Source organism: Pseudoxanthobacter soli DSM 19599 (assembly GCF_900148505.1).
Taxonomy (GTDB): Bacteria; Pseudomonadota; Alphaproteobacteria; order Rhizobiales; family Segnochrobactraceae; genus Pseudoxanthobacter; species Pseudoxanthobacter soli.
Genome location: NZ_FRXO01000005.1, coordinates 318237 through 341423 on the forward strand (window position 1 = coordinate 318237; position 23187 = coordinate 341423).

Genomic DNA, 23187 nt, shown 5'->3' on the forward strand with positions numbered 1-23187 from the left:
GCCGCGCGGCCCCTTGCCCGCAGGGGGCCGCGCGCTATTCCAGCGCGGCGAGGCCGTCGAGCGTCTTCAGTACGGCGGCGGGCTTGAGGTCGGGATATTCGTCGGGCTGGCCGGTGCGGTTGATCCACACGGTGCGGAACCCGAACGCCGTGGCGCCTGCGATGTCCCAGCGGTTCGAGGACTGGAACGATACCGCCTCCGGGTAGACTCGGAACCGCGTCGCGACGAGGTCGTAGGCGGCGGGCGCGGTCTTGTAGGCCCGGATCTCGTCGAGCGAGATGACCTCGTCCAGAGCGTCGCCGAGCCGCGCGTTGTCGACCGCCGCGGCCAGCATGGCCGGCGAGCCGTTGGAGAGGATCGCCAGCCGCGCGCCGCCCGCCTTCAGGGCCGTCAGCACGCGATAGACCTCCGGGTAGACGTCGAGGGTGCGGTAGGCGTCCAGCAGCCGGTCGCGGGCGGCCGGGTCGGCGTCCGGCACGGCGGCGAGGGCGAAGTCGAGGGCGTCTTCGGTCAGCTGCCAGAAGTCGCGATAGCGACCCATCAGGGTGCGGATCCAGGAATATTCGAGCTGCTTGCGGCGCCACAGATCGGACAGCCGGTCGGCGGCCGGGCCGACGGCATGGGCGTGGCGGCGCACGGCGGCGTGGACGTCGAACAGCGTCCCGTAGGCATCGAACACATAGACGGCACGGGTCATGAAGGCGCCTCTCCTGTCCGGTCAGGCGGGGTGTCGGGAGGAACCGGGCGGCTGTCGCCGCCGGAACCCGATCGGACATGCACCAGTTTATCGGCCGACGGCCGTTGCCGCCATTCGTCTAAGTCCCTATGTTCCTCGACGCACAGGATTTGCCCGGGGCGTGTTCCGATCAGGCGGATGCGTCTGGCCGACGGACCGTTCCGGGCTGAGCCGCCCGCGGGTGGCTTCGTCGCCCGGCCGCTCCGTCAGGAACGGAACGGGCCCCGCCGAGCCCCGCTCCGCGGCTGCACGCGCAACCGCGCCGACACAGTGAAGGAGATGCCAAGATGGCCTTCGAACTTCCCGAACTCCCCTATGCCTATGACTCGCTCCAGCCGTTCATGTCGGCGGAAACGCTCGAGTTCCATCACGACAAGCACCACCTCGCTTATGTCACCAACGGCAACAACCTGATCAAGGGCACGGAATTCGAGGGCAAGAGCCTCGAAGAGGTTGTGAAGGCGAGCTACGGCAAGAACGCGGGCGTGTTCAACAATGCCGGCCAGCACTACAACCACATCCACTTCTGGAAGTGGATGAAGAACGGCGGCGGCGGCAACAAGCTGCCGGGCAAGCTCGAGGCCGCGTTCGCGTCCGATCTCGGCGGCTACGACAAGTTCCGCGCCGATTTCATCGCCGCCGGCACCACCCAGTTCGGTTCCGGCTGGGCGTGGCTTGCCGTGAAGGACGGCAAGATTGAAATTTCCAAGACCCCGAACGGCGAGAACCCGCTGGTGCACGGCGGCAAGCCGATCCTCGGCGTCGACGTGTGGGAGCACTCCTATTACATCGACTATCGCAACGCCCGCCCGAAATATCTCGAGGCGTTCGTCGACAGCCTGATCAACTGGGACTACGTCCTGGAGCTCTACGAGGCGGCGGTCTGAACGGACCTTGCTCTCACCGAACGAGAAAAGGGCGCCACGTGGCGCCCTTTTTGCTTTGCGGCCGGCGTGAACGTGTCGCGACAGCCACCGAGAACTTTGCAGATCAGGACTTCTTTTGCGCGCACTGATCCGTCAGGATGGTGCCGTGATTGACGTAGCTGTTGGCCTTAGACAGCCAATCCTCACAGGCCGGCTGCGTGGGGAAACAGGCCATGACGTTGAGTTGCTTGCCCTGTTCCTCGGCAGCGCGCACCACATAGCGTCCGATCCAGACATTTTCCGGCGCGTCGCAAGAGGCGTCATTGGCCAGAGACTGGTACTTCGTCGTCATCTGATTTTCTTGGGCGAGACCGGCAGCGGTCGTCATCAAAAGCGCTGCCGCAGTCAGGGCGTACATAGCTCGCATGCGATGCTCCATCGGAGGCGGAATGCCTCCAGCCGACCCGGGAGCGAGACGCGCGGTCAGGAGCGCCCCAGTCCCAGCGACAACTTCAGGTGAAGCCATGACGTCCTTATGAATTTAGGCGCCGAACAATGTGACGGCATGAATTCAGGAATGCGAATGCGGTGAGTTCTTAACATTTGTGCGCAAATTTATTCCAGAAATCAGAGTACTTTTGAGTAAATCTAGATTTATTTCACGAAATTCCGTTATATGCGGCAGTGATAGCCCATCGGGCGCCCGTCGCGATGAAATGGACGAAGCGGTTGCCTTAGATCATCGCTGCGGGTGAAACGTCGCTATCGAACGCGGTGCCGCGCGGCATCCGCGAGCCGGCACGGTTCACCTGGCGAACCCGCAGATGACTTGACGAACCCGCCGTTCACCTGGCCAACCGCAGGGCGCTCAGTCCTTCGACGTGCGCGGGGCGCAGGAATTCTGCACGATCACCTGGGTGATCAGGCCGAGCGCGCGCTCGCGCCATGTGTCGCAGGCTTCCTTTGTCGGGAAGCATCCGACGAACGAGACCGCGTACTGGCCGGTGTCGAAATTGTTGTCGACTTCGCCGGACACCCGCCCCACCCAGCCGAAGGACGGGTTGGCGTCGCATTTCGGCGTCGCCGCCTGATAGCGGGCGATGTCGACCGACACGAAGGCCGAGGCCGGGCTCGCGCCTCCCGCGACAAGAGCGGCGGCGGCCAAGGCCGCCGCGAGCGCACCGCGCACGCGGATTGCAGGACGAAATTCCATCGATGATCCCTCGAAAAGATGGCCGGCAGCGACAGCGAACCGGCCTGCTGCCCGTCTTCCTGCCGTCCGTCTGGCGGATGTCATTCGGCGAACAGCGACGAGCCCCGGGGCGGGCGCGGCTCACAGCTGTTCTGCACCAGCGTGCTGACGAAGTTCTCCATATATCGCCACCGCCATGTCTCGCATGCCTCCTTTGTCGGGAAGCACCCGACGAGCGCCGTGGCGGTGCCGCCGCCGCTGCCGCGCTGGCGGCTGTTGTCTGAGATGGCGTGGCCGGCGAGCCGGCCGATCCACGGCGCGTCCGGATGCTCGCTGCATTGCGGCGTGTCGATATAGGCCTGACGCATGGCGAACGGCGGGCTGAGGCCTCCGCCCTGGCAGGCGGCGAGCGTGACGGCGGCGGCAAGGGCGCCGGCGACGAGCCCCGGCCGTCGGCGGCCGAACGCGGTCATGACGGATCGGGCAGGGCGGAGCGCCGTCATTGCGGGGTGTAACCCTTCGTGCAGACCGAGACATAGGTCCAGTCCGGCCAGTCGGAATTGAGCCAGTAGAGCCAGTTGCGGCAGTCGATCTCGCGCAGGAAGCAGCCCCACTGCGAGGTCGTCTGGGTGTAGCCCCAGATGGTCTCGCGATTGCCGGCATAGCGGCCGAACCAGAGATTCGACGGGCCGAAGGTCGCGGCGGCGAGCGCGCACTGCATCGGCAGCGGCCGCGGCTTGATCGGCGGGGGCGGCGATGCCGCGGCGAGAGCCGGGCCGGCGGCGAACAGCACGGACGCGGCGATGGCGAGCGCGGCGGCGCCACGCCGCCGTTGCCGCCCGCCCGCCATGGCGGGGTGCGAAACCGCTTCGGTCTTCGTCACTGCGCGCGCCATGGCGGCTCCGTCCGGTTGCTGCACCGTCGAGGAATCGAAACCGCGCAGGCGCGATTTCGTTCACGTCGCGGTTTCTTCAACCCGGCAGGATAGTGGAGCCGCCCGCGGTGGCAATACGGGCAGCACCGCGTCGGGACGGACGGCCGCGCGTCGTCCGCCGCGCGCCGGTTATGCGGTCCGACCGCTCCGGCCTCACCTCAGGCGCGGCCGGTCACGGCGAGCGCGAAGGCCTGCACCAGCGCCACTTCCTCCAGCCGCGCGAAACGCCCGGCCGCGCCGCCGTGCCCGGCGTCCATGTTGGTGCGCAGCAGCAGCGGGTTGGCATCGGTCTTGGCGGCGCGCAGCCGCGCCACCCATTTCGCCGGCTCCCAGTAGGTCACGCGCGGATCGGTCAGGCCTGCAAGCGCCAGGATGGCCGGATAGGCCTGTGCGCTCACGCCGTCATAGGGCGAATAGGCCTTGATGCGCCGGTAGGCCTCGGCGTCCTCGATGGGATTGCCCCATTCCGGCCATTCGGGAGGCGTCAGCGGCAGGGTGGCGTCGAGCATGGTGTTCAGCACGTCGACGAACGGCACCTCGGCGATGATGCCGCCGAACATGTCCGGCGCCATGTTGGCGACCGCGCCCATCAGCATCCCGCCGGCCGAGCCGCCCTGGGCCACGATCCGGCCTGGCGCGGTGAAGCCGAGCGCGGCGAGGTGGCGGGCGACGGCGATGAAATCGGTGAAGGTGTTGACCTTCGCCTCGCGGCGCCCGGCCTTGTACCAGCGGAAGCCCTTGTCCTTGCCGCCGCGGACGTGGGCGATGGCATAGACGAAGCCGCGATCCACCAGCGACAGCGCGTTGGTGGAGAACGAGGCGGGAATGGAGATGCCGTAGGCGCCATAGCCGTAGAGCAGGCAGGGCGCACTGCCGTCGAGCGCGATGTCGCGCCGGTGGAGCACGGAGACGGGCACTGTCTCCCCGTCCGGCGCCACGGCCTCCAGACGCCGGGTGACGTAGAGCGCCGGATCGTGTCCCGACGGCACCTCCTGCTCCTTGCGCAGCACGCGGGTGCGCGCCTCCATGTCGTAATCGTAGACCTGCGCCGGCGTGGTCATCGAGGAATAGGTAAAGCGCAGCGTGGTGGTGTCGGCCTCGTAGCCGCCGGACATGCCGAGCGAATAGGCCTCCTCCGCGAAGGCGATGGCGTGCTCCGCCCCGTCCTCGATGCGGCGCACCACGATGCGCGGCAACCCGCCTTCCCGCTCCAGCCGCACGATATGTCCGGCAAAGGCGGTGTGGGACAGGATCAGGCACCCCGGCCGGTGCGCCACCAGATCGCGCCACGTCTCGCGGCCCGGATCGGAAACCGGCGCGGTGACGAGCTTGTAGTCCTCCGCGTCGCCGGCGTTGGTGAGGATGACGAAGCTGTCGCCGCCGCCGTGGTCGATGGAATAGGTTTCGGCCGTCACGCGCGGCGCGACGAGAACGAGGCGTCGCTCCGGGTCCTGCTGGTCGATCAGCCAGCTTTCGGAGGTCTCGTGGTCGTGGACGTCGACGCTCAGGAACCGGCCGGACTGGGTTTCGCCGACCGAGACGAAGAAGCCGGGATCGGCTTCGGCATAGATCAGGCTGTCGGTCTCGGCCGGAGTGCCGAGCACATGGCGGTAGACGGCCGCCGGGCGGTGCTCCTCGTCGAGGCGGACATAGAGGAAGGCGCGGGAATCCGCCTCCCAGACGGCATCGCCGGAGGTGTCCGTCACCACGTCGCCGGTGTCGGCGCCGAAGGCGAGGTCGCGCACACGCAGCGTGAACACCTCGCCGCCGGTCTCGTCGGAGCCGTAGAGCAGCAGCGAATGGTCGGGGGAATGGTCGGCAGCGGCGAGGCGGAAATAGCTCTTGCCGGCTGCGAGCGCGTCGCCGTCGAGAAGGGTTTCCTCCGGCCCGCCGGCGCGCGGCGTCCGCACCACCAGCGGATGCTCGCCGCCCTCGCGGTAGCGCATGGCATAGGCATAGGGGCCGTCCGGCGCTGGCACCGAGCTGTCGTCCTCGCGGATGCGGCCGCGCAGTTCGGCGACCAGCGTCTGGCGCAGCCCGGTGAGCGGGGCGAGCACGGCCTCGCAATAGGCGTTCTCGGCGTCGAGGTGGGTGCGGATATCCGGCTCGAGCGCGGAAGGATCGCGCATCACGGTGCGCCACTCGGCGCTGCGCAGCCAGGCATATTCGTCCGCGCGGGTGTCGCCGTGGAAGGTCGTCTCAGCCGGCCGGCGGGCCGCGCGCGGCGGGATACCCGCCGCGGGATCGAGGCGAAGGGCGGAAACGGCGGAGTTTGCTTCGGTCATCGGATGCTTTCGAAGGCGCGTTGGGTCAGAGAAGAGCGGCTGGTGGGCGCGGCGGGGCCGGTCTCCGCCGCGTTCCGAAGTTCAGGTGTCACATTGTCCCGCTAGCTCTGTCCATCGGGGCGGCCCCGCCTGTGGGGCCGGGGGGACGGGGACAATGCCGGTTCGCAAGCTTTGGTCGCGTCAGGTCCTCGCCGCAGCGGCCGCGGCCGTGCTTGCCGCGGGATGCCAGGATGGCACCGCGGCGCTGAATGCGGCCAAGAGTGCCAGGATCGAGACGCTGAAGGATCAGTTCTCCTGTGGCGAGCCGGACAAGCTCTGGATCGGGCGCTTCACGGCAAAGGGCGGGCGGGGAATGCATGGAGGCGACGAAATCGCCTGCTTCAAGCGGCAATCGGATTGCGAGGCGTGGCTTGCGGTCGCCTCCGACGGCAGCGGCGAGATCGTCGAGCGGTCCTGCCGTCCGATCGCGCCGCCAGCATCGCCTGCGCCGGCCGCCTGAGGCGGCGGTTTTCCGCGGCGAGCCTCAATCCTCGTCGGGAAAGAACGTCAGCGCCGTGCCGTTGATGCAGTAGCGCAAGCCGGTCGGCGGCGGTCCATCCGGAAAGACGTGGCCGAGGTGAGCGTCGCAGCGCGCGCAGCGGACCTCCGTGCGGTGCATCAGGAACGAGGTGTCGTCGTGCTCGTCGATGACCTCTTCCTCCACCGGCGTGAAGAAGCTCGGCCAGCCGCAGCCGGCATTGAACTTGGTCTCCGACCGGAACAGCGGCTCGCCGCAGCAGATGCAGGCATAGAGCCCGGCTCGGGTCTCGTCCCAGAACGGGCCTGTGAACGCCCGCTCGGTGCCGGCGCGGCGGGTCACGCGATATTGTTCGGGCGTGAGTTCGGCCTTCCACGCGGCGTCGGACTTGATCACTTTCTCGCGGCGGGCCGGCATCGTGTCGGACATGATCCTCTCCCTTTCGGTGGGGGCGGGAAGCGGCGGCGTGCGGGGCCCTGAGGCCGACGGACGCAGGAACGGATTGACCCACAGATAGGCATCGGACCGGCGATGGGCAATCGCCCGCCCGCCGATGCGGCGCGCCCGCATGGAAGCATCGATTCCGCTCATGCGGCCCTTCCCGTGGCTGCATCCGCGCACGGTTTTCCTTGTGACAGCCGCGCGCGGCCGATATTCACGGTCCACGAACGTTGTGGCCGGCGGGTGCGCCAGGCCCCTGAAGGGTACGCCCCCAGCGGCCGTGCCTGTCTCATTCGCAGCCCGCGACCAAGAGGAGAGCCGATGGGCGGAGGCACGCTGATCGTCGCACTGGCGCCGTTTGCCGCCGCGCTGCTCGCCCCGTTCGTAGAGCGCTCTCTGCGGGAACGCGCGGCGAAGGCGACCGGCTGGATTCTCGCACTCGTGCCCGCCCTGGTGTTCGTCTGGTTCGCGAGCCTCGCCGGGCGCGTTTCGGGCGGCGAGACGCTGCTGTTCTCCGTCGACTGGGTCCCCTCCCTCGGGGTGCGCTACGCGATGGCGATCGACGGGCTTTCGCTCGTGTTCGCGCTCGCGATCACGGGCATCGGCACGCTGGTCGTGATCTATGCCGGTGCCTATCTCGCCGGGCATCCCGGCCTCGGGCGGTTCTTCTCGTTCATCTTCCTGTTCATGGGTGCGATGCTCGGGCTCGTCCTCTCGGACGACCTCATCGCCATGTTCGTGTTCTGGGAACTGACCTCGATCACGTCGTTCCTGCTGATCGGCTTCGATCACGAGCGCGAGGCGGCCCGGCGGGCGGCGCTGCAGGCGCTGATCGTCACCGGCGGCGGCGGCCTTCTGCTGCTCGGTGCCGTGGTGATGATCGCGAACGTCACGGGCTCGACTTCGATCTCCGCGCTCATCTCAGGTCCGGGCCTGCAGCAGACCGCGCTCTACCTTCCGATCCTCATCCTCGTGCTCGGTGGCGCCTTCACGAAGTCTGCGCAGGTGCCGCTGCATTTCTGGCTGCCGAACGCCATGGAGGCGCCGACGCCGGTGTCGGCCTACCTGCATTCGGCCACCATGGTGAAGGCCGGGCTCTATCTGGTGATGCGGCTCCATCCCGCGCTCGGCGACACGGCCGCCTGGACCACCATCCTGCCGCTGTTTGGCGGCGCGACCTTCCTCACCGGCATGGTGCTCGCGGTGCGCCAGACCGATCTGAAGCTGATGCTCGCCCAGACCACCGTCGCCTCTCTCGGGCTGATCATGATGCTGGTCGGCTTCGGCACGCCGGCAGCCATCGAGGCGGCGGCGGCCTATCTCGTCGCTCATGCGCTGTTCAAGGGCGGGCTGTTCATGGTGGCCGGCACAATCGACCACGAGGCCGGCACGCGCGACATCCGCCGGCTCGGTGGCCTACGGCGACACATGCCGCTGACCTTCGCCGCCGCCGCCTGCGGCGCGATGTCGATGGCGGGCCTGCCGCCCTTCCTCGGCTTCATCGCCAAGGAAGAGGTCTATGGCGCGCTCGCCGGGTTGCCCTCGGCGGCCGTGACGGCGGTCGCGGTCGGTTTCGTCGGCAATGCGCTGATGGTGACCATCGCCGCCGCGCTGGTGATCAAGCCATTCCTCGGTCGCGAGGTTCGCGCCGGCGCTACAGATGCAGGTGCCTCCGATACCGCTGCGTCCCATGGACATGCCGGCGGCGGCCACGGTGGGCACGCCGCTGCCGGCCATGTCCACGAAGGGCCGCCGGGCCTCTGGCTCGGGCCGGTGGTGCTGGCGCTCGCGGGGCTCGCAACGGCGCTGCTGGCCCATGCCACCGGAACGCTGCTGATCGGCCCGATGGCGGCGGCGATCGAGGGGCCGGCCGGCGCGGGCGAAGCCGTCGACCTGCACCTCGTTCCCCACGCGCTGGTGCCGGCTTTCGCGCTGTCCGTCCTGACGATCCTCGCCGGGCTCATCCTGCTCGTGCGGCTCGATCTGTTGCGCGCCGCCGTCGACCGTGCCCTCGGCACTGTCGGTTGGGGACCCGACAAGGGGTTCGACCAGGCCGTTTCCGCCCTGATCCGCCTCGCGGTCGCCGCGCGCGACCTTCTGCACGGCGGTCACCTGGAGGCCTATATCAACATCGCGGTGGTGGCGATCATCGCCGCGTTGTTCGCGCCGATGATCGCGTACGGCGCCTGGCCGGCGCTGCCCTGGTCGGTGCTGTGGCCGCGGGGCATGACGATCTACGAACTCGCCATGCTGGCGATTGCCGTCGCCGGCCTCTATGCTGTCCTCGCCGCGCAGAGCCGCCTCGTCGCCATCGTCTCGCTCGGCATCCAGGGCTTCGCGGTGGCGGTGCTGTTCCTGCTGTTCGGCGCGCCTGACCTGTCCTTCACCCAGTTCATGGTCGAGACGCTCTCGGTCGTGATCCTGACCCTGGTGATGACACGCCTCGACCTCGCGCCGAGCGATCATCGCACACCGATGGAGCGCGTGCGTGACGGGGCGCTGGCGGTGCTCGCCGGCACCGGGTTCGGCCTGCTGCTGCTGTGGGTAACCGCGGGTGCGTTCGACGACCGCCTTTCGGCGTTCTTCTCGGCCTATAGCCGGGCGATCGCCCACGGCCGCAACATCGTGAACGTCATCATCGTCGACTTCCGCGGCCTCGACACGCTGGGCGAGATCTCCGTGGTGCTGGTGACCGGGCTCGCCATCCTCGCGCTGGTGACGCTGAAGGCCCGTGCCGGGACCGCGAAGACTGGCACGCACGGGGAGGAGAGGGCATGAACACCGTCATCTTCCGGGCGTTCGCCCCCTACCTCACCGCGCTGATGCTGATCTATTCCGTGTTCGTCACTTTGCGCGGCCACAACGAGCCGGGCGGCGGCTTCATCGGCGGCCTGATCGCGGCCTCGGCCTTCGCCATCTACGGCATCGCGTTCGGGCCGGGTGCCATGCGGCGGGCGACAGTGGTGCACCCGATCAGCGTGGCCGCCTGTGGTCTTCTGCTTTCGGCGCTTTCGGGGCTGCCGTCGCTGGTGTTCGCCGAGCCCTATCTCACCTCCCAATGGGTCAGTCCCACGGTGTTCGGGACGGTGATCGACCTCTCGACCCCGATGCTGTTCGATATCGGCGTCTATCTCGTCGTGGTCGGTGCCTTCACCTCCATCGCCCTGATCCTCGAAGATGGCGAGGTGGGCTGATGGAAGGCATCTTCTCCGTCATGGTCGGGCTGTTCTTCGCCGCGAGCCTCTATCTGATGATGTCGCGGCGCATCGTGCGCATCCTGATCGGCGTCGCGATCCTCGGCAACGCCGTCAACCTGCTGATCTTCACGGCCGGCCGGCTGACGCGCGAGGTGCCGCCGGTGATCCCGCCCGATGCGGTGATTCCGGCCGGCATCACCGCCAATCCGCTGCCCCAGGCGCTGATCCTGACGGCGATCGTGATCTCGTTCTCGTTCTTCGCCTTCCTGATGGTGCTGGCCTATCGCGCCTATCAGGAAATGGGGACCGACGCGGTGGACGAGATGAGGCTGGCGGAGCCCGTCCGGGAACCGCCCCCGCCCGGGGGATATTGAGATGGCGGCAGGAACGGACGGCGCGGCGGTCGACATCGCCGCCGCGATGATCACGGTGCCGACCGCTGCGCGGGACTGGCTCGTCATCGTGCCGGTGGTGCTGCCGCTCGCCTGCGGGGCGCTTGGCGTTATGCTGCGGCGCTTCACGCGGCTGCAGCCGGTTCTGGCCATCGTCGCGCTCGCTCTCGTTGCCGCGGCCGATCTCGCCCTCCTCGCGCGGGTGATGGTCGAGGGGCCGGTGACCATGGTGATGGGGCGGTGGCTGCCGCCGTTCGGCATCGCCTTCACCGTCGACCCGGCCGGCGCCGCGCTCGCGCTCACGGCGGCGGTCTGCGGCCTCGCGGGCGCGTTCTATGCGCTCGCGGACGTGGACGGGCCGGCGCGCCGCGCCGGGTTCTTTCCGTTCCTGCTGCTGATGCTGGCCGGCGTCTCCGGATCGTTTCTGACCGGGGATATCTTCAATCTCTATGTCTGGTTCGAGGTGCTGCTCATCTCGTCCTTCGGCCTGCTCGTGCTCGGCGGCACGCCCCGGCAGATCGACGGCACAGTGAAGTACGGCCTGCTCAACCTGATCGCGACGACGCTTTTTCTGATCGCGACCGGCTACCTCTACGGCCTCATCGGCACGCTCAACATGGCGGACATCACAATTCGTCTCGCCGGGCGGCCGCTCGATGGGCCGGTGATCGTCATCGCCGCGCTCTATCTCGTCGCCTTCGGCATGAAGGCGGCGGCCTTTCCGCTGAATGCGTGGCTGCCGGCCTCCTACCACACCCCGAAGATCGTGGTCGCCGCGGTGTTCGCCGGGCTTCTCACCAAGGTCGGCGCCTATGCGCTGCTGCGCACGCTGGCGATGCTGATGCCGGCGGAGCGGGCGGCGCTCGCCCCGGCTCTCGCCTGGATCGCGGCGCTGACGATCCTGACGAGCGCGCTTCTCAGCCTGGCGCAGACGGAGATCCGGCGCAGCCTGGGCTTCATGGTGATCACGGGCATCGGCTTCGTGCTGGCGGGGCTCGCGGTCGGCGGCGAGCGGGCGCTGTCGGGCTCGCTTCTCTACGCGGTCCACTCGATGCTGGCGATGACGGCGATCTATCTGACGGTCGGGGCCGTCGAGCGGGTGGCGGGCTCGTCGTCGCTGGCGAGGCTAGGCGGGCTCTACCGCGACTATCCTTGGCTGTCGGCGGCGTTCTTCCTTTTGATGCTGGCGGTCGCCGGCCTGCCGCCGATGTCCGGCTTCTGGCCGAAGGCGGTCCTGGTCGGGGCGGCGCTCGATGCCGGGGCGGGGTGGCTCGCGGCGGCGATGCTGGCGGGCGGACTTCTGACCACGCTTGCCCTCGGCCGCATCTGGCTGCTGGCGTTCTGGCGCCCAGCCGCCGACGGCCGGAAGGCGTCGGCGGTCCGCTTGCCGGCGGCGGTGATCGGGCCGATCCTCGCGCTGGTCGCGATCGTCACCTGGCTCGGGCTCGCGCCCGAGACCGCGCTCGCCATCGCCACACGCGGTGCGGCCGGGCTGGTCGATCCCGGGGCCTATCTCGACGCCGTGTTCGGGGGAGGGCGATGATGCCGATCGTGTTCGCCAACGTCCTGCTCGCGCTCGCCTGGGCGGCGGTCACCGGCGGGTTTTCGGCGCTCAATCTCGCCTTCGGATTCGGTCTCGGCGCGCTGGCGCTCGTTCTGATCCGCGAATGCACCGGACGGCCCGGCTATCTCGGCCGGATCGCCCGCGCCGCCGCCCTGGCGGGGCTGTTCCTCGTCGAACTCGCCAAGTCGGCCGTCCGGGTCGCGGCGATGGTGGTGTCACCCCGGCTCGACCCGCATCCGGCGATCGTCGCCTTCCCGCTGACGGTGACCTCGGACATCGAGATCGCGCTTCTGGCAAACCTGATCACGCTGACGCCAGGGACATTGTCCGTCGACGTCTCCGACGACCGCAGGGTGCTGTTCGTGCACTGCATCGACGCGCCGGATCCGGCCGCGGTGATCGCCGACATCCGCGACGGGTTCGAGCGCAAGATCCTGGAGGCCTTCAGATGATCGCCGCGGACGCCATCGACCTCGCCCTGTTCCTGCGGATCGCGACCGGAATCGCGCTGGTGCTGTTCTCCGCCGCGTTCGTGCTGATGGTGGTGCGCATCGTGCGCGGGCCGACGCTGCCCGACCGCATCATCGCGCTCGACATGCTGGTGGCGGCGGTGGTGGGCTTCATCGCCACCATCGCGGTGCGCACCGGCCAGATGCTCTATGTCGACGTGGCGATCTCGCTCGCGCTGGTCGGCTTCCTCTCGACCGTCGCCTTCGCGCGGTTCGTGCTGGCGCGGGGACGATCCCGGGAGGCCGGCGACGCCGATACCGCCGGAACGGCCGCTGAGAAGGAGACCGCACCATGAGCGCGGTGGCGATCGTGCTTTCAGGCGTCCTTCTGGTGGTGGGCGCAATATTCGCGCTGCTGGCCGCCGTCGGAATCCTGCGGTTCGGCGACATCTACATGCGGATGCATGCGGCGAGCAAGGCGGGGGCGGTGGGCTCCGGCCTTGCGCTGGTGGCGGTCGCGGTGCATTCGGGCGATCTGGCGGTGGCGACACGGGCGATCGCCGGCGCGATCTTCCTGCTTCTGACCTCGCCCATCGCCGCGCATCTGATGGCGCGCGCGTTCTACAAGGCGGGCTATCGCCCCTCGCCGCGCACCCGGCCGGACGCGCTGGCGGACGCCGCGGAGGGGCGGCAGCGCGACGCCTGACGGCCGCCGACATCCGCCGCGGGCCGCGCGATTCGCGCCGGCGCCCGGCGCGGCGGAATGGCCGGCGATGATCTGTTCCCGTTATTGCCTGTGCTGCTGACGTTCGAAACGCACGCGCTCGTCTTTTTATTGCCGTATTCGCGCACTCACCCGGCCTAATTCATGGTGAGTTACGTCCTTCACAAGCAATCTGCCGGTGAAAGGTGTTTAGCGAGAGTAAAGCTTGTTGACTTTCCTGAACGAGCCTTCTAGTCATCATCGACAGGGCGCTATGGGGCAGGTGCGCGAACAAAACGCGCGCCGTGAACGGGCAAAGTTCAAGATTGGCGCGGTCGCGGGAGCGCGCTGCATAAAGGTGAAAAATGAGCGAGATTGCTGAAAACGGCAGCCTGATCGATCTGGCGGCGGATATCGTCTCCGCCTACGTGAGCAACAATACGGTTCCGGCTCACGAACTTCCGGCGATCATTGCCGAGGTTTATTCTGCTCTGCAGAAGACCAATGGCGGTGTCGTCGAACTCGCGCCCGAGCCGGTGAAGCCCGCCGTTCCGGTCAAGAAGTCGGTGACGCCGGAATATATCGTGTGCCTGGAAGACGGCAAGAAGTTCAAGTCGCTGAAGCGGCACCTGCGCACCCACTACAATCTCTCGCCGGAAGAGTACCGCGAGAAGTGGGGCCTGCCGGCCGACTATCCGATGGTTGCGCCGAACTACGCGGCGGCCCGGTCCGAGCTTGCCAAGAAGATGGGCCTCGGCCAGCAGCGCCGTCGCGGCAAGTGACCGACGCCTGATCGTCTTCGATGCACGGCAGCCGCACCGGACCGGTTCGCCGCCTCGCGGCGGCATCGCAGGGTGCGCTGCCGGTGCGTCTGGAGACTGGGGCCGTTCGGCCCCTCAGCGCCACGTCAGGGCGCAAGATGAGCGTGTGGCGTTCGGAGGTGTCGTCGCTCCGGACGTGGCCCTCCATCGCGGAGGGAGCGCGGGAGATCCTGCTGCTTCGCCGGATGGGGAGCGAACCGCGGGGCGCTCGGGACCCCGGCGGGTTGGCGGCCGGTTCGTTCGCCGCCAGTTCGGCGGCTCCCGGCCTGTGAGTTCCGGGTTCGTTGATCATCGGTCGTGAGCAAAGCTCATCGCTTTGAATCCGAGGCGATTTCTTGTCGATCGGATGATTCCGTCCGATCGGAAAGCGCTCGAGAGATCAGCGTCGGCTTATGGGCTATGGTCTCCTAGTGCATAAGACCTTGGTGCATCACGTCCTGACGGTCGACCTGGGGCGATAGATCAAGGCCGGCGCGTTTCTGGATCACGGGATCCTTATCCAATCCTCACCCCACGAAACCCTTTTCGATTCGATTCTGTTTGATCAGACCCTGATTGATCAGATGCTGCTCAACAAGAGCTTGCTCCATAAGATCTTTGTCGAAAATTCCCGGTCGACTGGATCCGGGCTGCTTTAGGGTAAAAGCCCGTTCAGATCGAACCGATCTGAACGACAAGGATATGCTCAACCCTTTGAATCTGGAGCGAATTCTTGTCAATCGGATGGTTCCATCCGATCGGAAAGCGCTTCAGACGCCGCTGCCCGGTCACGCGCGCCGAGGTGCGCTGCGTCGAATGACGTTGGCCAAATGACGTCGACGAAGTGGCCTCGACGAAGTGGCTTCGGCCAAAGCAAAATCCGGCAGCCTCAGCACCAATTGGTCAAGCCACGCCGGCCAGGTAAGGCCACGCCATGCCGTGCCGCGACGCCATGCCGCCAATCCATGCCGCCAATCCATGCTGCCATGCCATGCCGCCAGGCGGGTTGACTTGCCGCGTCGACTTGCCGCGTCGACTTGCTGCGTCGACTTGCGGTCCGCGACGCGCGGGTCCGTCGCCGGAGCCGTGGGTCCCCGCACGACCTGGCGAGGCGGGCCGGCCTTGCTGTGCCGGGCGGCGGCGGGGCGGTGCCGGTTCCCATGGCGCCACCGCCACGTTTCGGCCGGGGCGGCCCCACATTCGGCGCCCGGGTCGGCTCCACAGTCCGTGCTGTGTCACCCTTGCCGTATTTGTGCGGCCGAAGGCCTTCCGCGGTGGAAGGCGGTCCCGTCCGGCTGCGCTCAGCGATCGGGAGCGGGCGGCAGAGACCCGGGGCCGTCGCGGCGCGGAGCGGGCGGCAGGCCGCCGCAGCGGGTGGTGGCGAGGGCGCGCCGCTCGGCATCGAGCGCCTGCCGCAGGCCGAGATGCCGGTTCGGATCGTAGGTCCAGCGGCCGGCAGCACCGTCGCGCCGCTCGCGTCTGAGGGCGCGGACCAGCAGGCGAACGACGTGCCATCGGCCCGCGACGCTGAGGTCGGCGATCTCACGGGGCATCAGCGGCAGGAGACGCGGCAGCATAAGCTGCCGGTCGTAGCGCTCCGCGACGGGGGCGCCTCTCGATCCGAGCGGGATCGGCGCCGGCGATCCGGCGGGCCGGTGCGGGGTGTCGGGATGGGCGGGCCGGAACGCCCCGTCGGAGCGAAAGCAGCGGCGGCTGGGGGGCATGTCTGGTTCTCCCTGGCGTTGACGGGCCGGGCGGCCCGTTCGCCAGTGTCCGGCCTGCGGTTGCGGCGAGGATAAAATTCCTATCATTTCGCGCTGCGCCGGGCGCCGCGCGGTCGATTCGCGGGGGCGGCGGCATCTGTCCGCCCGGCGCACGGCCGCGCTGCAGGGCGGATCGCCCCCCGGGGGCGCTCAAGGGAGGCGACTCGGCGCCGCCCTCGACGGCGCATTGCGATTCCCGCTCTGAAGTTGTTCCTGTTTTGTTCTGGTTGCGGTAGAACACCGGGATGGCCGGAAAAGCCCGGCCGCCGAGCCACCGGCGCGCGCGGATCGCCCCGAGGCCGCGGGCGGCCAAGGACCGACCAATGGGCCGACCAACGGGCCGACCAACGGGCCGACCAACGGGCCGACCACGGGGCCGACCACCGGGCCGGCCCGGCGGCGGACCCGGCAAAAACTTATCCCCGCCGATACCGGCGCGCTCACAGTGAAAGGTATAAATTCCTATCGACGGGCCGGCGACAGTGTGGAGGGAGAGGGTGCGTGTGTTGGCAACGAGCGGTGCGAGCGGCGTCGAAGGGGTTTCCGCGGTCGTGCCGGTGACGGTCGAACCGGAGGCCATGCGGCGCATTCTGGAGGCGACGGTGGCGGCGGTGTTCCATCTGCCGGTGGCGGAGCTCGACGCGCCGACGCGGCGGCGCGCGCCGGTGGCGTTCGGCCGTCAGGTGGCGATGTACATCGCCCATGTGGGGATCGGGCTTTCGCTGACGGAGGTGGGCCGGCTGTTCGGGCGCGACCGCACGACGGCGGCCCACGCCTGCCGGCTGATCGAGGAGCGGCGGGACGATCCCGATCTCGACGGCCGGCTGGCGATGATCGAGGCAATGATCGGCGCGTGGCGAAGCGGGCTCGCGGCGCTGGAGCGGGGCACGTGACGGGCGCGGGCGATTTGCGGGCGCCCGCCGGAGGTGCGGGCGGGGTGGCACCGGATGGGCGGTGCGGGGCGGTCGAGCGCGGGGCGCGGCCGGACCGACCGTGCGCGCTCCGGGGCACCGGAGGCGGCCTCCTGGTGGAACGTCGCGCCGTGGGACATGGCCGTGTTCCGGGAACGGGCGGTTTCCGGCAGCAGGCGGGCTGCGAGAGGCCGGCCGGCGGTCACCGCGAGCGGAGACGCGCCGGGCGGGAGGATGCCGGCCCCGGAGCGAAGGGCAGCTATCAATGGCGGGGGGCTGTGGGACGGAACTGGCGCGGGAGGGGACGGCTGCCATCGGCGGGGAGGAGATGAGGTGTCGGTGCGGTTGGGCCGGAGGTGGCGACTGTTGGTGGCGAGGGAAGCGGTGCTGGGGGACGAAGCCGGTTCCCGAGGGGACGGCTGCCATCGGCCGGGAGGAGACGAGGTACCGGTGCGGTTGGACGGGGGGCGGTGAGAGGCTTCTGCCGGTGGGTGGACGCGAACGTGGTCGGGAGTCGCGGGACGCATGCCGTGCCAGCGGCGAGGGATGTGAGAGGCGGCGGGCGGGTATGAGGACGACGGGCACGATGATGGACACGATGGTGCGGCCTTCGAAGCGATCGCCCGGGGCGGGTGGCCGGGGCGCGATCCGCCGGAGCGACGGCGGACGGGGCACCGGCGGGCATGATGTGGGTGGGGATGGCGCGGCCGGGCGCAGTGCGGGCGGCCATGACACGGGCGGCCATGACACGGGCGGCCATGACACGGGGGGCAATGACACGGGTGGGCATGACACGGGTGGGCATGACCTGGATGGGCATGACCTGGGCGGGCATGACCTGGGCGGGCATGACCTGGGCGGGCATGACAAGGGTGGACTTGGGACGGGGCGACTTGGGATGGGAGGACTGGGGACAAGCCGGGATGACCCGCGGGGGCGTGGCGCAGTCCGTGATGGCGCCGCCGGGGATGGCGATGGTGGGCCAACCGAAAGTGGGTCGAGCGAACGTGGGCAGGACACAGGCCGACGTGGCGCCGACGGGTTTGGCAGGGCTCGATATCACACGGGCGGGGAGCGCCGGGACGGGCAGGGGGCAGGCGGACAGGTGCCACGCGGACAGGGAGCAGACGGACGCGGGGCAGACGGACAGAGTGCCGTCGGGTTGCCTGTTGTCGGGCCTGGCGCTGTCGAAAGCGGCTCCGGGGAGGCTGACTCGGGCGAGGTTTGTGCGGGCAAGGCTGGCACGGGCAAGGCTGGCACGGGCAAGGGCGGCACGGGCAAAGCTGGCACTCGCGAGCTTGGCACGGTTCGGTGTGGCACGATCGGGGGAAGCCGGGGCGCACACGGCGCAGGCGGACACGGCGCAGGCGGACACGGGGCAAGCGGACACGGGGCAAGCGGAGATCGGGCAGGCGGAAAGTGCGCCGTCGAACGTCCTGATGTCGAACCTGGCGCTGTCTGGCTTCCGGCTGTCGTGTTTGGCGCTGTCGGACACGGCTCCGGCGAGGCTCGCTTGGGAGAGGTTAGCCGGCGCGAGGCTGGTTCGGGCTTAACTGGGTCGGGTGGGGCTGGCACGGGCGGGTGTGGCGTGGACGGGCGGGACGTGGGGGGCGGCCGATGAAACGGGTGCGGTCGGCGGCGGCCGCCGGACTGGGCCGGCCGGTCGGGAGCGGGGGCGTGTCTAAGGGCCGCGACAGCGCCATAACGGACATTAAGGCGGCTAAGGAGATCGTGCCGGGCGGCATCTCGCAGGGTGGCATCGAGGGGAGCGGCCTCTCGCGGCGTGGTCGGGCTGGTGGGACCGCTGGGGATGCGGGCCGGGTGCGGCGGGACGGCGGCGGCGGGCGGGCGCCGGCCGGGCTTGCCGCCGACGTGGTGCTCGACATCGCCGAGAGCCCGCTCGGCTGGCTGAGCCGCAGGCCCGGACGGGACGGGCGGCCGCTGCTGTCATCGGCCCAGGTGGAGGCGGGCGAGCGGCTGCGGCTGGATTTCACCCGGGGCGGGCTGATGCCGCGGGTGACGCAGGCTTGGCAGGCCGGCGGCGCGCGGGCGGCGCGGCGGTCGGGGGGACGCGGGACGGCGGGCGAGCTCGGCGATGCGGCGCTCGATGCGCGTGCGCGGTTCAACCGCGCGGTCTCGGCGGTCGGCCCCGAGCTCGGCGGCGTGCTGACCGACGTGTGCTGCTTCCTGAAGGGACTTGAGACGGTCGAGGCCGAACGCGGCTGGCCGGTGCGCTCGGCCAAGATCGTGCTGGCGCTGGCGCTGTCGCGGCTTGCCGCGCATTACGGGCTTTCGGAGGCCGCGCGCGGACCGGAGGCGGCGCGGATGCGATCCTGGGGTGCCGAGGGCTACCGGCCGGAGATCGGCTGAAGCGCGGCTTCGGCGTCGTGACGGATGCGGCGCACCATGGCGGAAAGGCCGTTGGAGCGCTGCGGCGTCAGATGCTCGCGCAGGCCGAGCCGGCGGAACAGCGCGTCGGCGTCCTCCGCGAGGATGTCGCCGGCGGTGCGGCCGGAATAGAGCGTGACGAGGATGGCGACCAGCCCGCGCACGATGTGGGCGTCGCTGTCGCCGAGGAAGGAGAGCACCGGGCCGTCCGGCCCTTCGGCGACCGAGGGCACGATCCACACCCGCGAGGTGCAGCCCTGCACCATGTTTTCCGCGGTCCGCAGCTCTTCCGGGAACGGCGGCAGCGAGCGGCCGAGATCGATGACGTAGCGGTAGCGCTCTTCCCAGTCGTCGAGGAACGCGAAGGTTTCGGTGATCTCGTCGATGGTCATCGCGTGGTCCGTTTGGCGTGGCGGGCCGGGTCGTGAGGCCCGAATGCGTCGTCCGGCGGCGAGGCGACACCGCGGAAATGTGCCGGCGGAGGCGGTCCGCCCGGCCGGGAGCCGATCCGGCCGACGCGCCTTCCCTTCGGGCGGGGTGCACCGATGCACGGGATGGGCTTCCAGCTGCGTGTGTTCCTGCGCGGCATGGTCTTGCGACGGATATAGTCGCTTGGCGGCAGGACGCAACCGCGCCGGACGCTGGCGGACGCCATCAGCCCTGCGGGGGCGGCGAGCGGCCGGTGCCGTGCCAGGGTTCCTCGCGGTCGCCGGCGGTCAGCGTGCCGCGCAGGGCGGGATCGGAGGGAAGCGGTGCCGCCGCCGGTTCGGAGCCGACGAGGGCGGAGACATAATCAATGCCGGCGCCGAGCACGTCGCCGAAGCGGGACAGGACGCCGACGGCGCCGTTGCAGATGTCGGCCTGCTGATCGCAGAACGAGACGATGCGGCCGAGGGTTTCCCACGCGCCGCCCTGATCGGCGGTCTGGCCGGCGGCGGTCTCGCCGGAAAGGGCGTGAGTCGCGATGGCTTGGGGCGCGATGGCTTGGGGCGTGCGGCGGACGGGCTCCTCGGCGGCGCGGGCTTCGTGCGCCGGCACGGCTGTCCCGGCGGCGGGAGCCGCGCCTTTCTCCGGCGGAAACAGGATCGGCGCCATGACGAACACGAGGCCGAGCCAGAACACGCATCTGAAAAGGAACACCATCGAACCGCCCGCCGTGTGATTCGCCCGGTCGTCACTCCCCGGCCTGCCGATGGCCGGAGCCCTCGCTTCACGGACCCGCGGGGCCGTTCCCGCAGTTCCCCATAGGTCAGTGTTTCATCACTGTTTCATGCGCGGCTGAATCCGGCGTTTTCGCGATTGTCGCAATTCGATCCATCGACGGAATTCTGCGCAGGCGCGGGCGAGGACCGGTGCCGGCGAGGGCCGCCGGCCCGACTTGAGGGTTCCTTAAGGCCGCGATGGCAGCCTGATCGCGCCCGGCCGGCAGAGGGACGGCCGGTTTCGACCTCACCCGCGAAGGGACCGCCGCCGATGATCCGCACCGTCATGCTTCCCGCGCCGCCTGCGACCGCCGATGCGGACCGCGCGTGCGCGTGCGCGGAGCGGCGACCGTGAGCGCGCGCAAGGCGGCAGCCCCGGGCCGTGGGGGCACGCAGGGCCGGGCGAAGCCCGCGCGGCCGGCGGCGGGCCAGGCGGCGGGCAAGGAGGGCAAGGCGGCGGGCGGCAAGGCAGCTGGTGCTTCGGTGGCGCGGGCGCGCCGGCCGGGCGGCTTCGTATCGCGCTGGCTCATGCGCGGGCTCGGGCTGATCGGCCGGGGCTTCGCGGCCCATCCGGTGGCGACGCTGGCGGTGGCGGGCGGGCTTGCGGCGGGCGCGGCGATCTATGTCAACGTGGTGCTGATGCAGCCCGGGCCGCATCCGGCGCCGCTGTTTGCCACGCGGCCGGACGCGACCGAGATGGTGGCGGTCGCCAATGCCGGCGGGGTGAACGGCGGCCTGGTGCGCGATATCGAGCAGGCGCTGGTGGACCGCGGCTATCTCGCCGGGCCGGCGGGCGACGTGCTCGATGCGGGGACGGTCGAGGCGATCAGGGCCTTCGAGGCGGCGCAGGGGCTGGAAGTGACGGGCCGGCCGAGCGAGACGCTGCTGGCGCTCCTGACGGTCGCGCCGAACAAGCGGCCGGCGGGTGACGCGATCGCGGCGGCGATGTCGGCGGCCGACGGGCCGGGAAAAAGCGCGTCGGGCAAAGGCTCGGCTGGCAAGACGGCGGCAGGCAAGACGGCTGCAGGCAAGACGGCGGCGGGGACAGGTGTGGCCGGAAATGGCGATGCCGGCAAAGGAAATCCGGGGAAAGGCCCGGCGGCGAAGACGACGGTGGTGAAGACGGACGCGAAGGCGACGGCGGCCTCCGGCGGCACGGCGATGGCGCCGGCCGACGTGAAGCGCGTGCAGAAGGCGCTCGCCGATCTCGGCTACGGGCCGCTGCAGATCGACGGCCGGCTCGGCGGCCGGACGGCGACGGCGATCCGCCGCTTCCGCGCCGACCATGCCCTGCCGGCGGGCGAGGGCATCGACGCGCGGCTGGTCCAGACGCTGGTCTCGATCGGCGGCATGGCGAAATCCTGAGGGGATGCCCAGCGCGGCGCTTCGGCCGTGACGGATTCCGGCTGGGGCGAGCCCCATCCGTCTGGTGTGGCCGGGTCGGTGTGTGGCCGGGGCGGGCTTGGCCGGGGCGGGCCCGATTGAGGCGGGCTTGGCTGAGGCGGGCTTGGTGGGGCGGGTTTGGCCGGAAGGCCGCCTTCGCATCCGGTTCGCCCCGCTGGTGCCAACATCGTCCGGAACATGCTAGAGCATCTGCCTGTCGGATCGGGGCGATCCGACGGGAAGGCGTGAACACGCCGCTTCCGCCGGGATAGGCCGGCGCTGTTCGGACGGAACCATGGCTCGGGTCGTCTCCTCATTCTGGGTCGGTGCCTATCTGCGCCGCTGCCAGGGCGCCGGCGCCTTCGCGGCCGTGCTGCGCCACGGCGCCGACGAAGCCGGCGCGATCTTCGTGAAGATCGTGCGTGGCGACGGCACCGCCGATCTCTACGGCCCGGCGCCCCAGGCGCTGGTCGACGAGGACAGGCCGGTCGACCGCCGGTTCGAGCAGCTCGCCGCCCGCGCGCCGGAGGCCGACATCGACGCGCGGCTGACGCGGGAGCGGGCGTTCGATCCCGATATCTGGGTGGTCGAGGTGGAGGACCGCGACGGCCGCTCGTTCCTCGACATGCCGGTGGCCGACCGCCCCGGCTGGGAAGGCGTGTTCCATGTCCGCTGAGGCCCTAGCCGCCGGGCGGCCGTTCTGGCAGGCGAAGACGCTCGAGGAGATGACCGACGCGGAGTGGGAATCGCTCTGCGACGGCTGCGGGCGCTGCTGCCTCAACAAGCTGGAAGACTGGGACACCGGCGCCATCGCCTGGACCAACGTCGCCTGCCGCCTGCTCGACCACGACAGCTGCCGGTGCTCCGACTATCCCGGCCGGTCCAAGATCGTGCCGGACTGCATCCGCCTCACGCCGGAGGAGGTGCGCACCCTGTCATGGATGCCGCCGACCTGCGGCTACCGGCTGGTGGCCGAAGGGCAGGACCTGCCGTGGTGGCACCCGCTGGTCTCGCAGGACCCGGCGACCGTGCACGAGGCCGGCATTTCCGTGCGCGGGCGGGTGGTCTCCGAGGACGGCATGGAGCCGGAGGAACTGGAGTTCCACCTGGTGCGCTGGCCGGGCCGCGTGCCGAAGGGCGGGCTTTCGCCGACCCGGCCGGCGAAGGGGCGCGCCCCGCGCTGAGAGGCGCCAGGAATAATTTCCGCACTAGGAATATTGTCCTTGACGGCGTGACGCTGCTCCGGTAGTGTCTGGCTATGGTCGGACAGTTGCGCCGGTGGGCGATCTCATTCGGCGCAGCAGGGGGTGCGCCGTGTCGGGTCGGGCGGATACGCTCCCGCAGGTGCCGCGAAGGACGTGCACCGGCCGATTCGGGCGTGAAAGATCGCCCGGTGCTGCGGATTGCTTGAGTTCGCGGGCTGCGGGCTGCGGGCTGCGGGCTGCGGGCTGCGGGCTGCGGGCT

General features: G+C 69.7%; 25 protein-coding genes. 15 read left to right on the forward strand and 10 right to left on the reverse strand.

Annotated features, from left to right (window positions below):
• Positions 1–34: 34 nt before the first annotated feature.
• The gene (locus tag BUF17_RS14175; RefSeq protein ID WP_073629747.1) at positions 35–697 is read right to left on the reverse strand and encodes a haloacid dehalogenase type II; all 663 of its coding nucleotides are present in this window, start codon (positions 695–697) and stop codon (positions 35–37) included.
• A 326-nt stretch (positions 698–1023) separates the two neighbouring features.
• On the opposite strand from BUF17_RS14175, the gene BUF17_RS14180 reads away from it, so the two are divergent.
• Positions 1024–1623 carry a superoxide dismutase gene (locus BUF17_RS14180; protein ID WP_073629749.1) on the forward strand — a complete coding sequence of 200 codons (600 nt, stop codon included), beginning with the start codon at positions 1024–1026 and terminating at the stop codon, positions 1621–1623.
• A 103-nt stretch (positions 1624–1726) separates the two neighbouring features.
• Here the strand turns inward: BUF17_RS14180 and BUF17_RS14185 are convergent, their stop codons facing one another.
• The 5 genes from BUF17_RS14185 to BUF17_RS14205 form a co-directional block, all read right to left on the reverse strand.
• Entirely contained in the window at positions 1727–2020 is a 294-nt protein-coding gene (locus BUF17_RS14185) for a hypothetical protein (RefSeq protein ID WP_139282535.1), read from the reverse strand.
• Positions 2021–2470: 450 nt separating this feature from the next.
• A complete protein-coding gene (locus tag BUF17_RS14190; RefSeq protein ID WP_073629753.1) occupies positions 2471–2815 on the reverse strand; it encodes a hypothetical protein in 345 nt (114 codons plus the stop codon).
• 80 nt (positions 2816–2895) lie between these two features.
• Entirely contained in the window at positions 2896–3267 is a 372-nt protein-coding gene (locus BUF17_RS14195; protein WP_139282536.1) for a hypothetical protein, read from the reverse strand.
• 26 nt (positions 3268–3293) lie between these two features.
• A complete protein-coding gene (locus BUF17_RS14200; RefSeq protein WP_073629757.1) occupies positions 3294–3689 on the reverse strand; it encodes a hypothetical protein in 396 nt (131 codons plus the stop codon).
• A gap of 197 nt (positions 3690–3886) precedes the next feature.
• Positions 3887–6013 carry a S9 family peptidase gene (locus BUF17_RS14205; protein ID WP_073629759.1) on the reverse strand — a complete coding sequence of 709 codons (2127 nt, stop codon included), beginning with the start codon at positions 6011–6013 and terminating at the stop codon, positions 3887–3889.
• 154 nt (positions 6014–6167) lie between these two features.
• On the opposite strand from BUF17_RS14205, the gene BUF17_RS14210 reads away from it, so the two are divergent.
• Complete coding sequence (locus tag BUF17_RS14210; RefSeq protein ID WP_073629761.1) at positions 6168–6512, forward strand: hypothetical protein; 345 nt, start codon at positions 6168–6170, stop codon at positions 6510–6512.
• A gap of 24 nt (positions 6513–6536) precedes the next feature.
• Here BUF17_RS14210 and msrB read toward each other — a convergent pair whose 3' ends face one another.
• The gene (msrB, locus tag BUF17_RS14215; protein ID WP_073630075.1) at positions 6537–6959 is read right to left on the reverse strand and encodes a peptide-methionine (R)-S-oxide reductase MsrB; all 423 of its coding nucleotides are present in this window, start codon (positions 6957–6959) and stop codon (positions 6537–6539) included.
• Between the two features lie 333 nt (positions 6960–7292).
• On the opposite strand from msrB, the gene mbhE reads away from it, so the two are divergent.
• From mbhE to BUF17_RS14255, 8 genes are all read left to right on the forward strand, one after another.
• Positions 7293–9749 (forward strand): hydrogen gas-evolving membrane-bound hydrogenase subunit E, encoded by a 2457-nt coding sequence (gene mbhE / locus BUF17_RS14220; protein WP_073629763.1) that lies wholly within the window; start codon positions 7293–7295, stop codon positions 9747–9749.
• Positions 9746–10165 carry an MnhB domain-containing protein gene (locus tag BUF17_RS14225; protein ID WP_073629765.1) on the forward strand — a complete coding sequence of 140 codons (420 nt, stop codon included), beginning with the start codon at positions 9746–9748 and terminating at the stop codon, positions 10163–10165. The genes mbhE and BUF17_RS14225 overlap by 4 nt, the downstream gene beginning before the upstream one ends.
• Positions 10165–10542, forward strand: a complete 378-nt coding sequence (locus tag BUF17_RS14230) for a Na+/H+ antiporter subunit C (RefSeq protein ID WP_073629767.1) — start codon at positions 10165–10167, stop codon at positions 10540–10542. The genes BUF17_RS14225 and BUF17_RS14230 overlap by 1 nt, the downstream gene beginning before the upstream one ends.
• 1 nt (position 10543) lies before the next feature.
• Positions 10544–12103, forward strand: coding sequence for a Na+/H+ antiporter subunit D (locus tag BUF17_RS14235; RefSeq protein WP_073629769.1), 1560 nt, complete (start codon positions 10544–10546; stop codon positions 12101–12103).
• Entirely contained in the window at positions 12100–12576 is a 477-nt protein-coding gene (locus tag BUF17_RS14240) for a Na+/H+ antiporter subunit E (RefSeq protein ID WP_073629771.1), read from the forward strand. Before BUF17_RS14235 ends, BUF17_RS14240 begins: the two co-directional genes overlap by 4 nt.
• A gap of 14 nt (positions 12577–12590) precedes the next feature.
• A complete protein-coding gene (locus BUF17_RS14245; protein ID WP_428977653.1) occupies positions 12591–12929 on the forward strand; it encodes a cation:proton antiporter in 339 nt (112 codons plus the stop codon).
• A complete protein-coding gene (gene mnhG / locus BUF17_RS14250; RefSeq protein WP_073629775.1) occupies positions 12926–13279 on the forward strand; it encodes a monovalent cation/H(+) antiporter subunit G in 354 nt (117 codons plus the stop codon). The genes BUF17_RS14245 and mnhG overlap by 4 nt, the downstream gene beginning before the upstream one ends.
• Before the next feature lie 362 nt (positions 13280–13641).
• A complete protein-coding gene (locus tag BUF17_RS14255; RefSeq protein WP_073629777.1) occupies positions 13642–14058 on the forward strand; it encodes a Ros/MucR family transcriptional regulator in 417 nt (138 codons plus the stop codon).
• Between the two features lie 1319 nt (positions 14059–15377).
• Here the strand turns inward: BUF17_RS14255 and BUF17_RS22965 are convergent.
• On the reverse strand, positions 15378–15800 hold the full coding sequence (locus BUF17_RS22965; protein WP_073629781.1) for a hypothetical protein: 423 nt from the start codon (positions 15798–15800) through the stop codon (positions 15378–15380).
• A gap of 536 nt (positions 15801–16336) precedes the next feature.
• On the opposite strand from BUF17_RS22965, the gene BUF17_RS14270 reads away from it, so the two are divergent.
• A complete protein-coding gene (locus BUF17_RS14270) occupies positions 16337–16732 on the forward strand; it encodes a helix-turn-helix domain-containing protein (protein WP_244530890.1) in 396 nt (131 codons plus the stop codon).
• A gap of 1695 nt (positions 16733–18427) precedes the next feature.
• Positions 18428–19120, forward strand: coding sequence for a DUF6456 domain-containing protein (locus BUF17_RS14280; RefSeq protein ID WP_244530891.1), 693 nt, complete (start codon positions 18428–18430; stop codon positions 19118–19120).
• Here the strand turns inward: BUF17_RS14280 and BUF17_RS14285 are convergent.
• Together BUF17_RS14285 and BUF17_RS14290 are read right to left on the reverse strand one after the other, a co-directional pair.
• Complete coding sequence (locus tag BUF17_RS14285) at positions 19099–19530, reverse strand: SufE family protein (RefSeq protein ID WP_073629787.1); 432 nt, start codon at positions 19528–19530, stop codon at positions 19099–19101. The two genes, BUF17_RS14280 and BUF17_RS14285, sit on opposite strands and share 22 nt — an antisense overlap.
• Positions 19531–19792: 262 nt before the next feature.
• Positions 19793–20281 (reverse strand): hypothetical protein, encoded by a 489-nt coding sequence (locus BUF17_RS14290; protein WP_073629789.1) that lies wholly within the window; start codon positions 20279–20281, stop codon positions 19793–19795.
• A 410-nt stretch (positions 20282–20691) separates the two neighbouring features.
• On the opposite strand from BUF17_RS14290, the gene BUF17_RS14295 reads away from it, so the two are divergent.
• The 3 genes from BUF17_RS14295 (at position 20692) to BUF17_RS14305 (ending at position 22907) form a co-directional block, all read left to right on the forward strand.
• Complete coding sequence (locus tag BUF17_RS14295) at positions 20692–21705, forward strand: peptidoglycan-binding domain-containing protein (RefSeq protein WP_139282538.1); 1014 nt, start codon at positions 20692–20694, stop codon at positions 21703–21705.
• A gap of 313 nt (positions 21706–22018) precedes the next feature.
• Positions 22019–22399, forward strand: coding sequence for a DUF1491 family protein (locus BUF17_RS14300; protein ID WP_073629793.1), 381 nt, complete (start codon positions 22019–22021; stop codon positions 22397–22399).
• Positions 22389–22907, forward strand: coding sequence for a YcgN family cysteine cluster protein (locus BUF17_RS14305; RefSeq protein ID WP_073629795.1), 519 nt, complete (start codon positions 22389–22391; stop codon positions 22905–22907). Before BUF17_RS14300 ends, BUF17_RS14305 begins: the two co-directional genes overlap by 11 nt.
• Positions 22908–23187 lie beyond the last annotated feature (280 nt).

What these genes read in the sequence shown, in the direction of transcription:
- BUF17_RS14195 (WP_139282536.1), bottom strand. Translation starts at nt 3,267, where the DNA reads ATGACCGCGTTCGGCCGCCGACGGCCGGGGCTCGTCGCCGGCGCCCTT.
- BUF17_RS14300 (WP_073629793.1), top strand. Translation starts at nt 22,019, where the DNA reads ATGGCTCGGGTCGTCTCCTCATTCTGGGTCGGTGCCTATCTGCGCCGC.
- BUF17_RS14255 (WP_073629777.1), top strand. Translation starts at nt 13,642, where the DNA reads ATGAGCGAGATTGCTGAAAACGGCAGCCTGATCGATCTGGCGGCGGAT.
- BUF17_RS14285 (WP_073629787.1), bottom strand. Translation starts at nt 19,530, where the DNA reads ATGACCATCGACGAGATCACCGAAACCTTCGCGTTCCTCGACGACTGG.
- BUF17_RS14190 (WP_073629753.1), bottom strand. Translation starts at nt 2,815, where the DNA reads ATGGAATTTCGTCCTGCAATCCGCGTGCGCGGTGCGCTCGCGGCGGCC.
- BUF17_RS14205 (WP_073629759.1), bottom strand. Translation starts at nt 6,013, where the DNA reads ATGACCGAAGCAAACTCCGCCGTTTCCGCCCTTCGCCTCGATCCCGCG.
- BUF17_RS22965 (WP_073629781.1), bottom strand. Translation starts at nt 15,800, where the DNA reads ATGCCCCCCAGCCGCCGCTGCTTTCGCTCCGACGGGGCGTTCCGGCCC.
- BUF17_RS14290 (WP_073629789.1), bottom strand. Translation starts at nt 20,281, where the DNA reads ATGGTGTTCCTTTTCAGATGCGTGTTCTGGCTCGGCCTCGTGTTCGTC.
- BUF17_RS14230 (WP_073629767.1), top strand. Translation starts at nt 10,165, where the DNA reads ATGGAAGGCATCTTCTCCGTCATGGTCGGGCTGTTCTTCGCCGCGAGC.
- BUF17_RS14225 (WP_073629765.1), top strand. Translation starts at nt 9,746, where the DNA reads ATGAACACCGTCATCTTCCGGGCGTTCGCCCCCTACCTCACCGCGCTG.
- BUF17_RS14305 (WP_073629795.1), top strand. Translation starts at nt 22,389, where the DNA reads ATGTCCGCTGAGGCCCTAGCCGCCGGGCGGCCGTTCTGGCAGGCGAAG.
- BUF17_RS14210 (WP_073629761.1), top strand. Translation starts at nt 6,168, where the DNA reads ATGCCGGTTCGCAAGCTTTGGTCGCGTCAGGTCCTCGCCGCAGCGGCC.
- BUF17_RS14180 (WP_073629749.1), top strand. Translation starts at nt 1,024, where the DNA reads ATGGCCTTCGAACTTCCCGAACTCCCCTATGCCTATGACTCGCTCCAG.
- mbhE (WP_073629763.1), top strand. Translation starts at nt 7,293, where the DNA reads ATGGGCGGAGGCACGCTGATCGTCGCACTGGCGCCGTTTGCCGCCGCG.
- mnhG (WP_073629775.1), top strand. Translation starts at nt 12,926, where the DNA reads ATGAGCGCGGTGGCGATCGTGCTTTCAGGCGTCCTTCTGGTGGTGGGC.
- BUF17_RS14240 (WP_073629771.1), top strand. Translation starts at nt 12,100, where the DNA reads ATGATGCCGATCGTGTTCGCCAACGTCCTGCTCGCGCTCGCCTGGGCG.
- BUF17_RS14175 (WP_073629747.1), bottom strand. Translation starts at nt 697, where the DNA reads ATGACCCGTGCCGTCTATGTGTTCGATGCCTACGGGACGCTGTTCGAC.
- BUF17_RS14200 (WP_073629757.1), bottom strand. Translation starts at nt 3,689, where the DNA reads ATGGCGCGCGCAGTGACGAAGACCGAAGCGGTTTCGCACCCCGCCATG.
- msrB (WP_073630075.1), bottom strand. Translation starts at nt 6,959, where the DNA reads ATGTCCGACACGATGCCGGCCCGCCGCGAGAAAGTGATCAAGTCCGAC.
- BUF17_RS14185 (WP_139282535.1), bottom strand. Translation starts at nt 2,020, where the DNA reads ATGTACGCCCTGACTGCGGCAGCGCTTTTGATGACGACCGCTGCCGGT.
- BUF17_RS14235 (WP_073629769.1), top strand. Translation starts at nt 10,544, where the DNA reads ATGGCGGCAGGAACGGACGGCGCGGCGGTCGACATCGCCGCCGCGATG.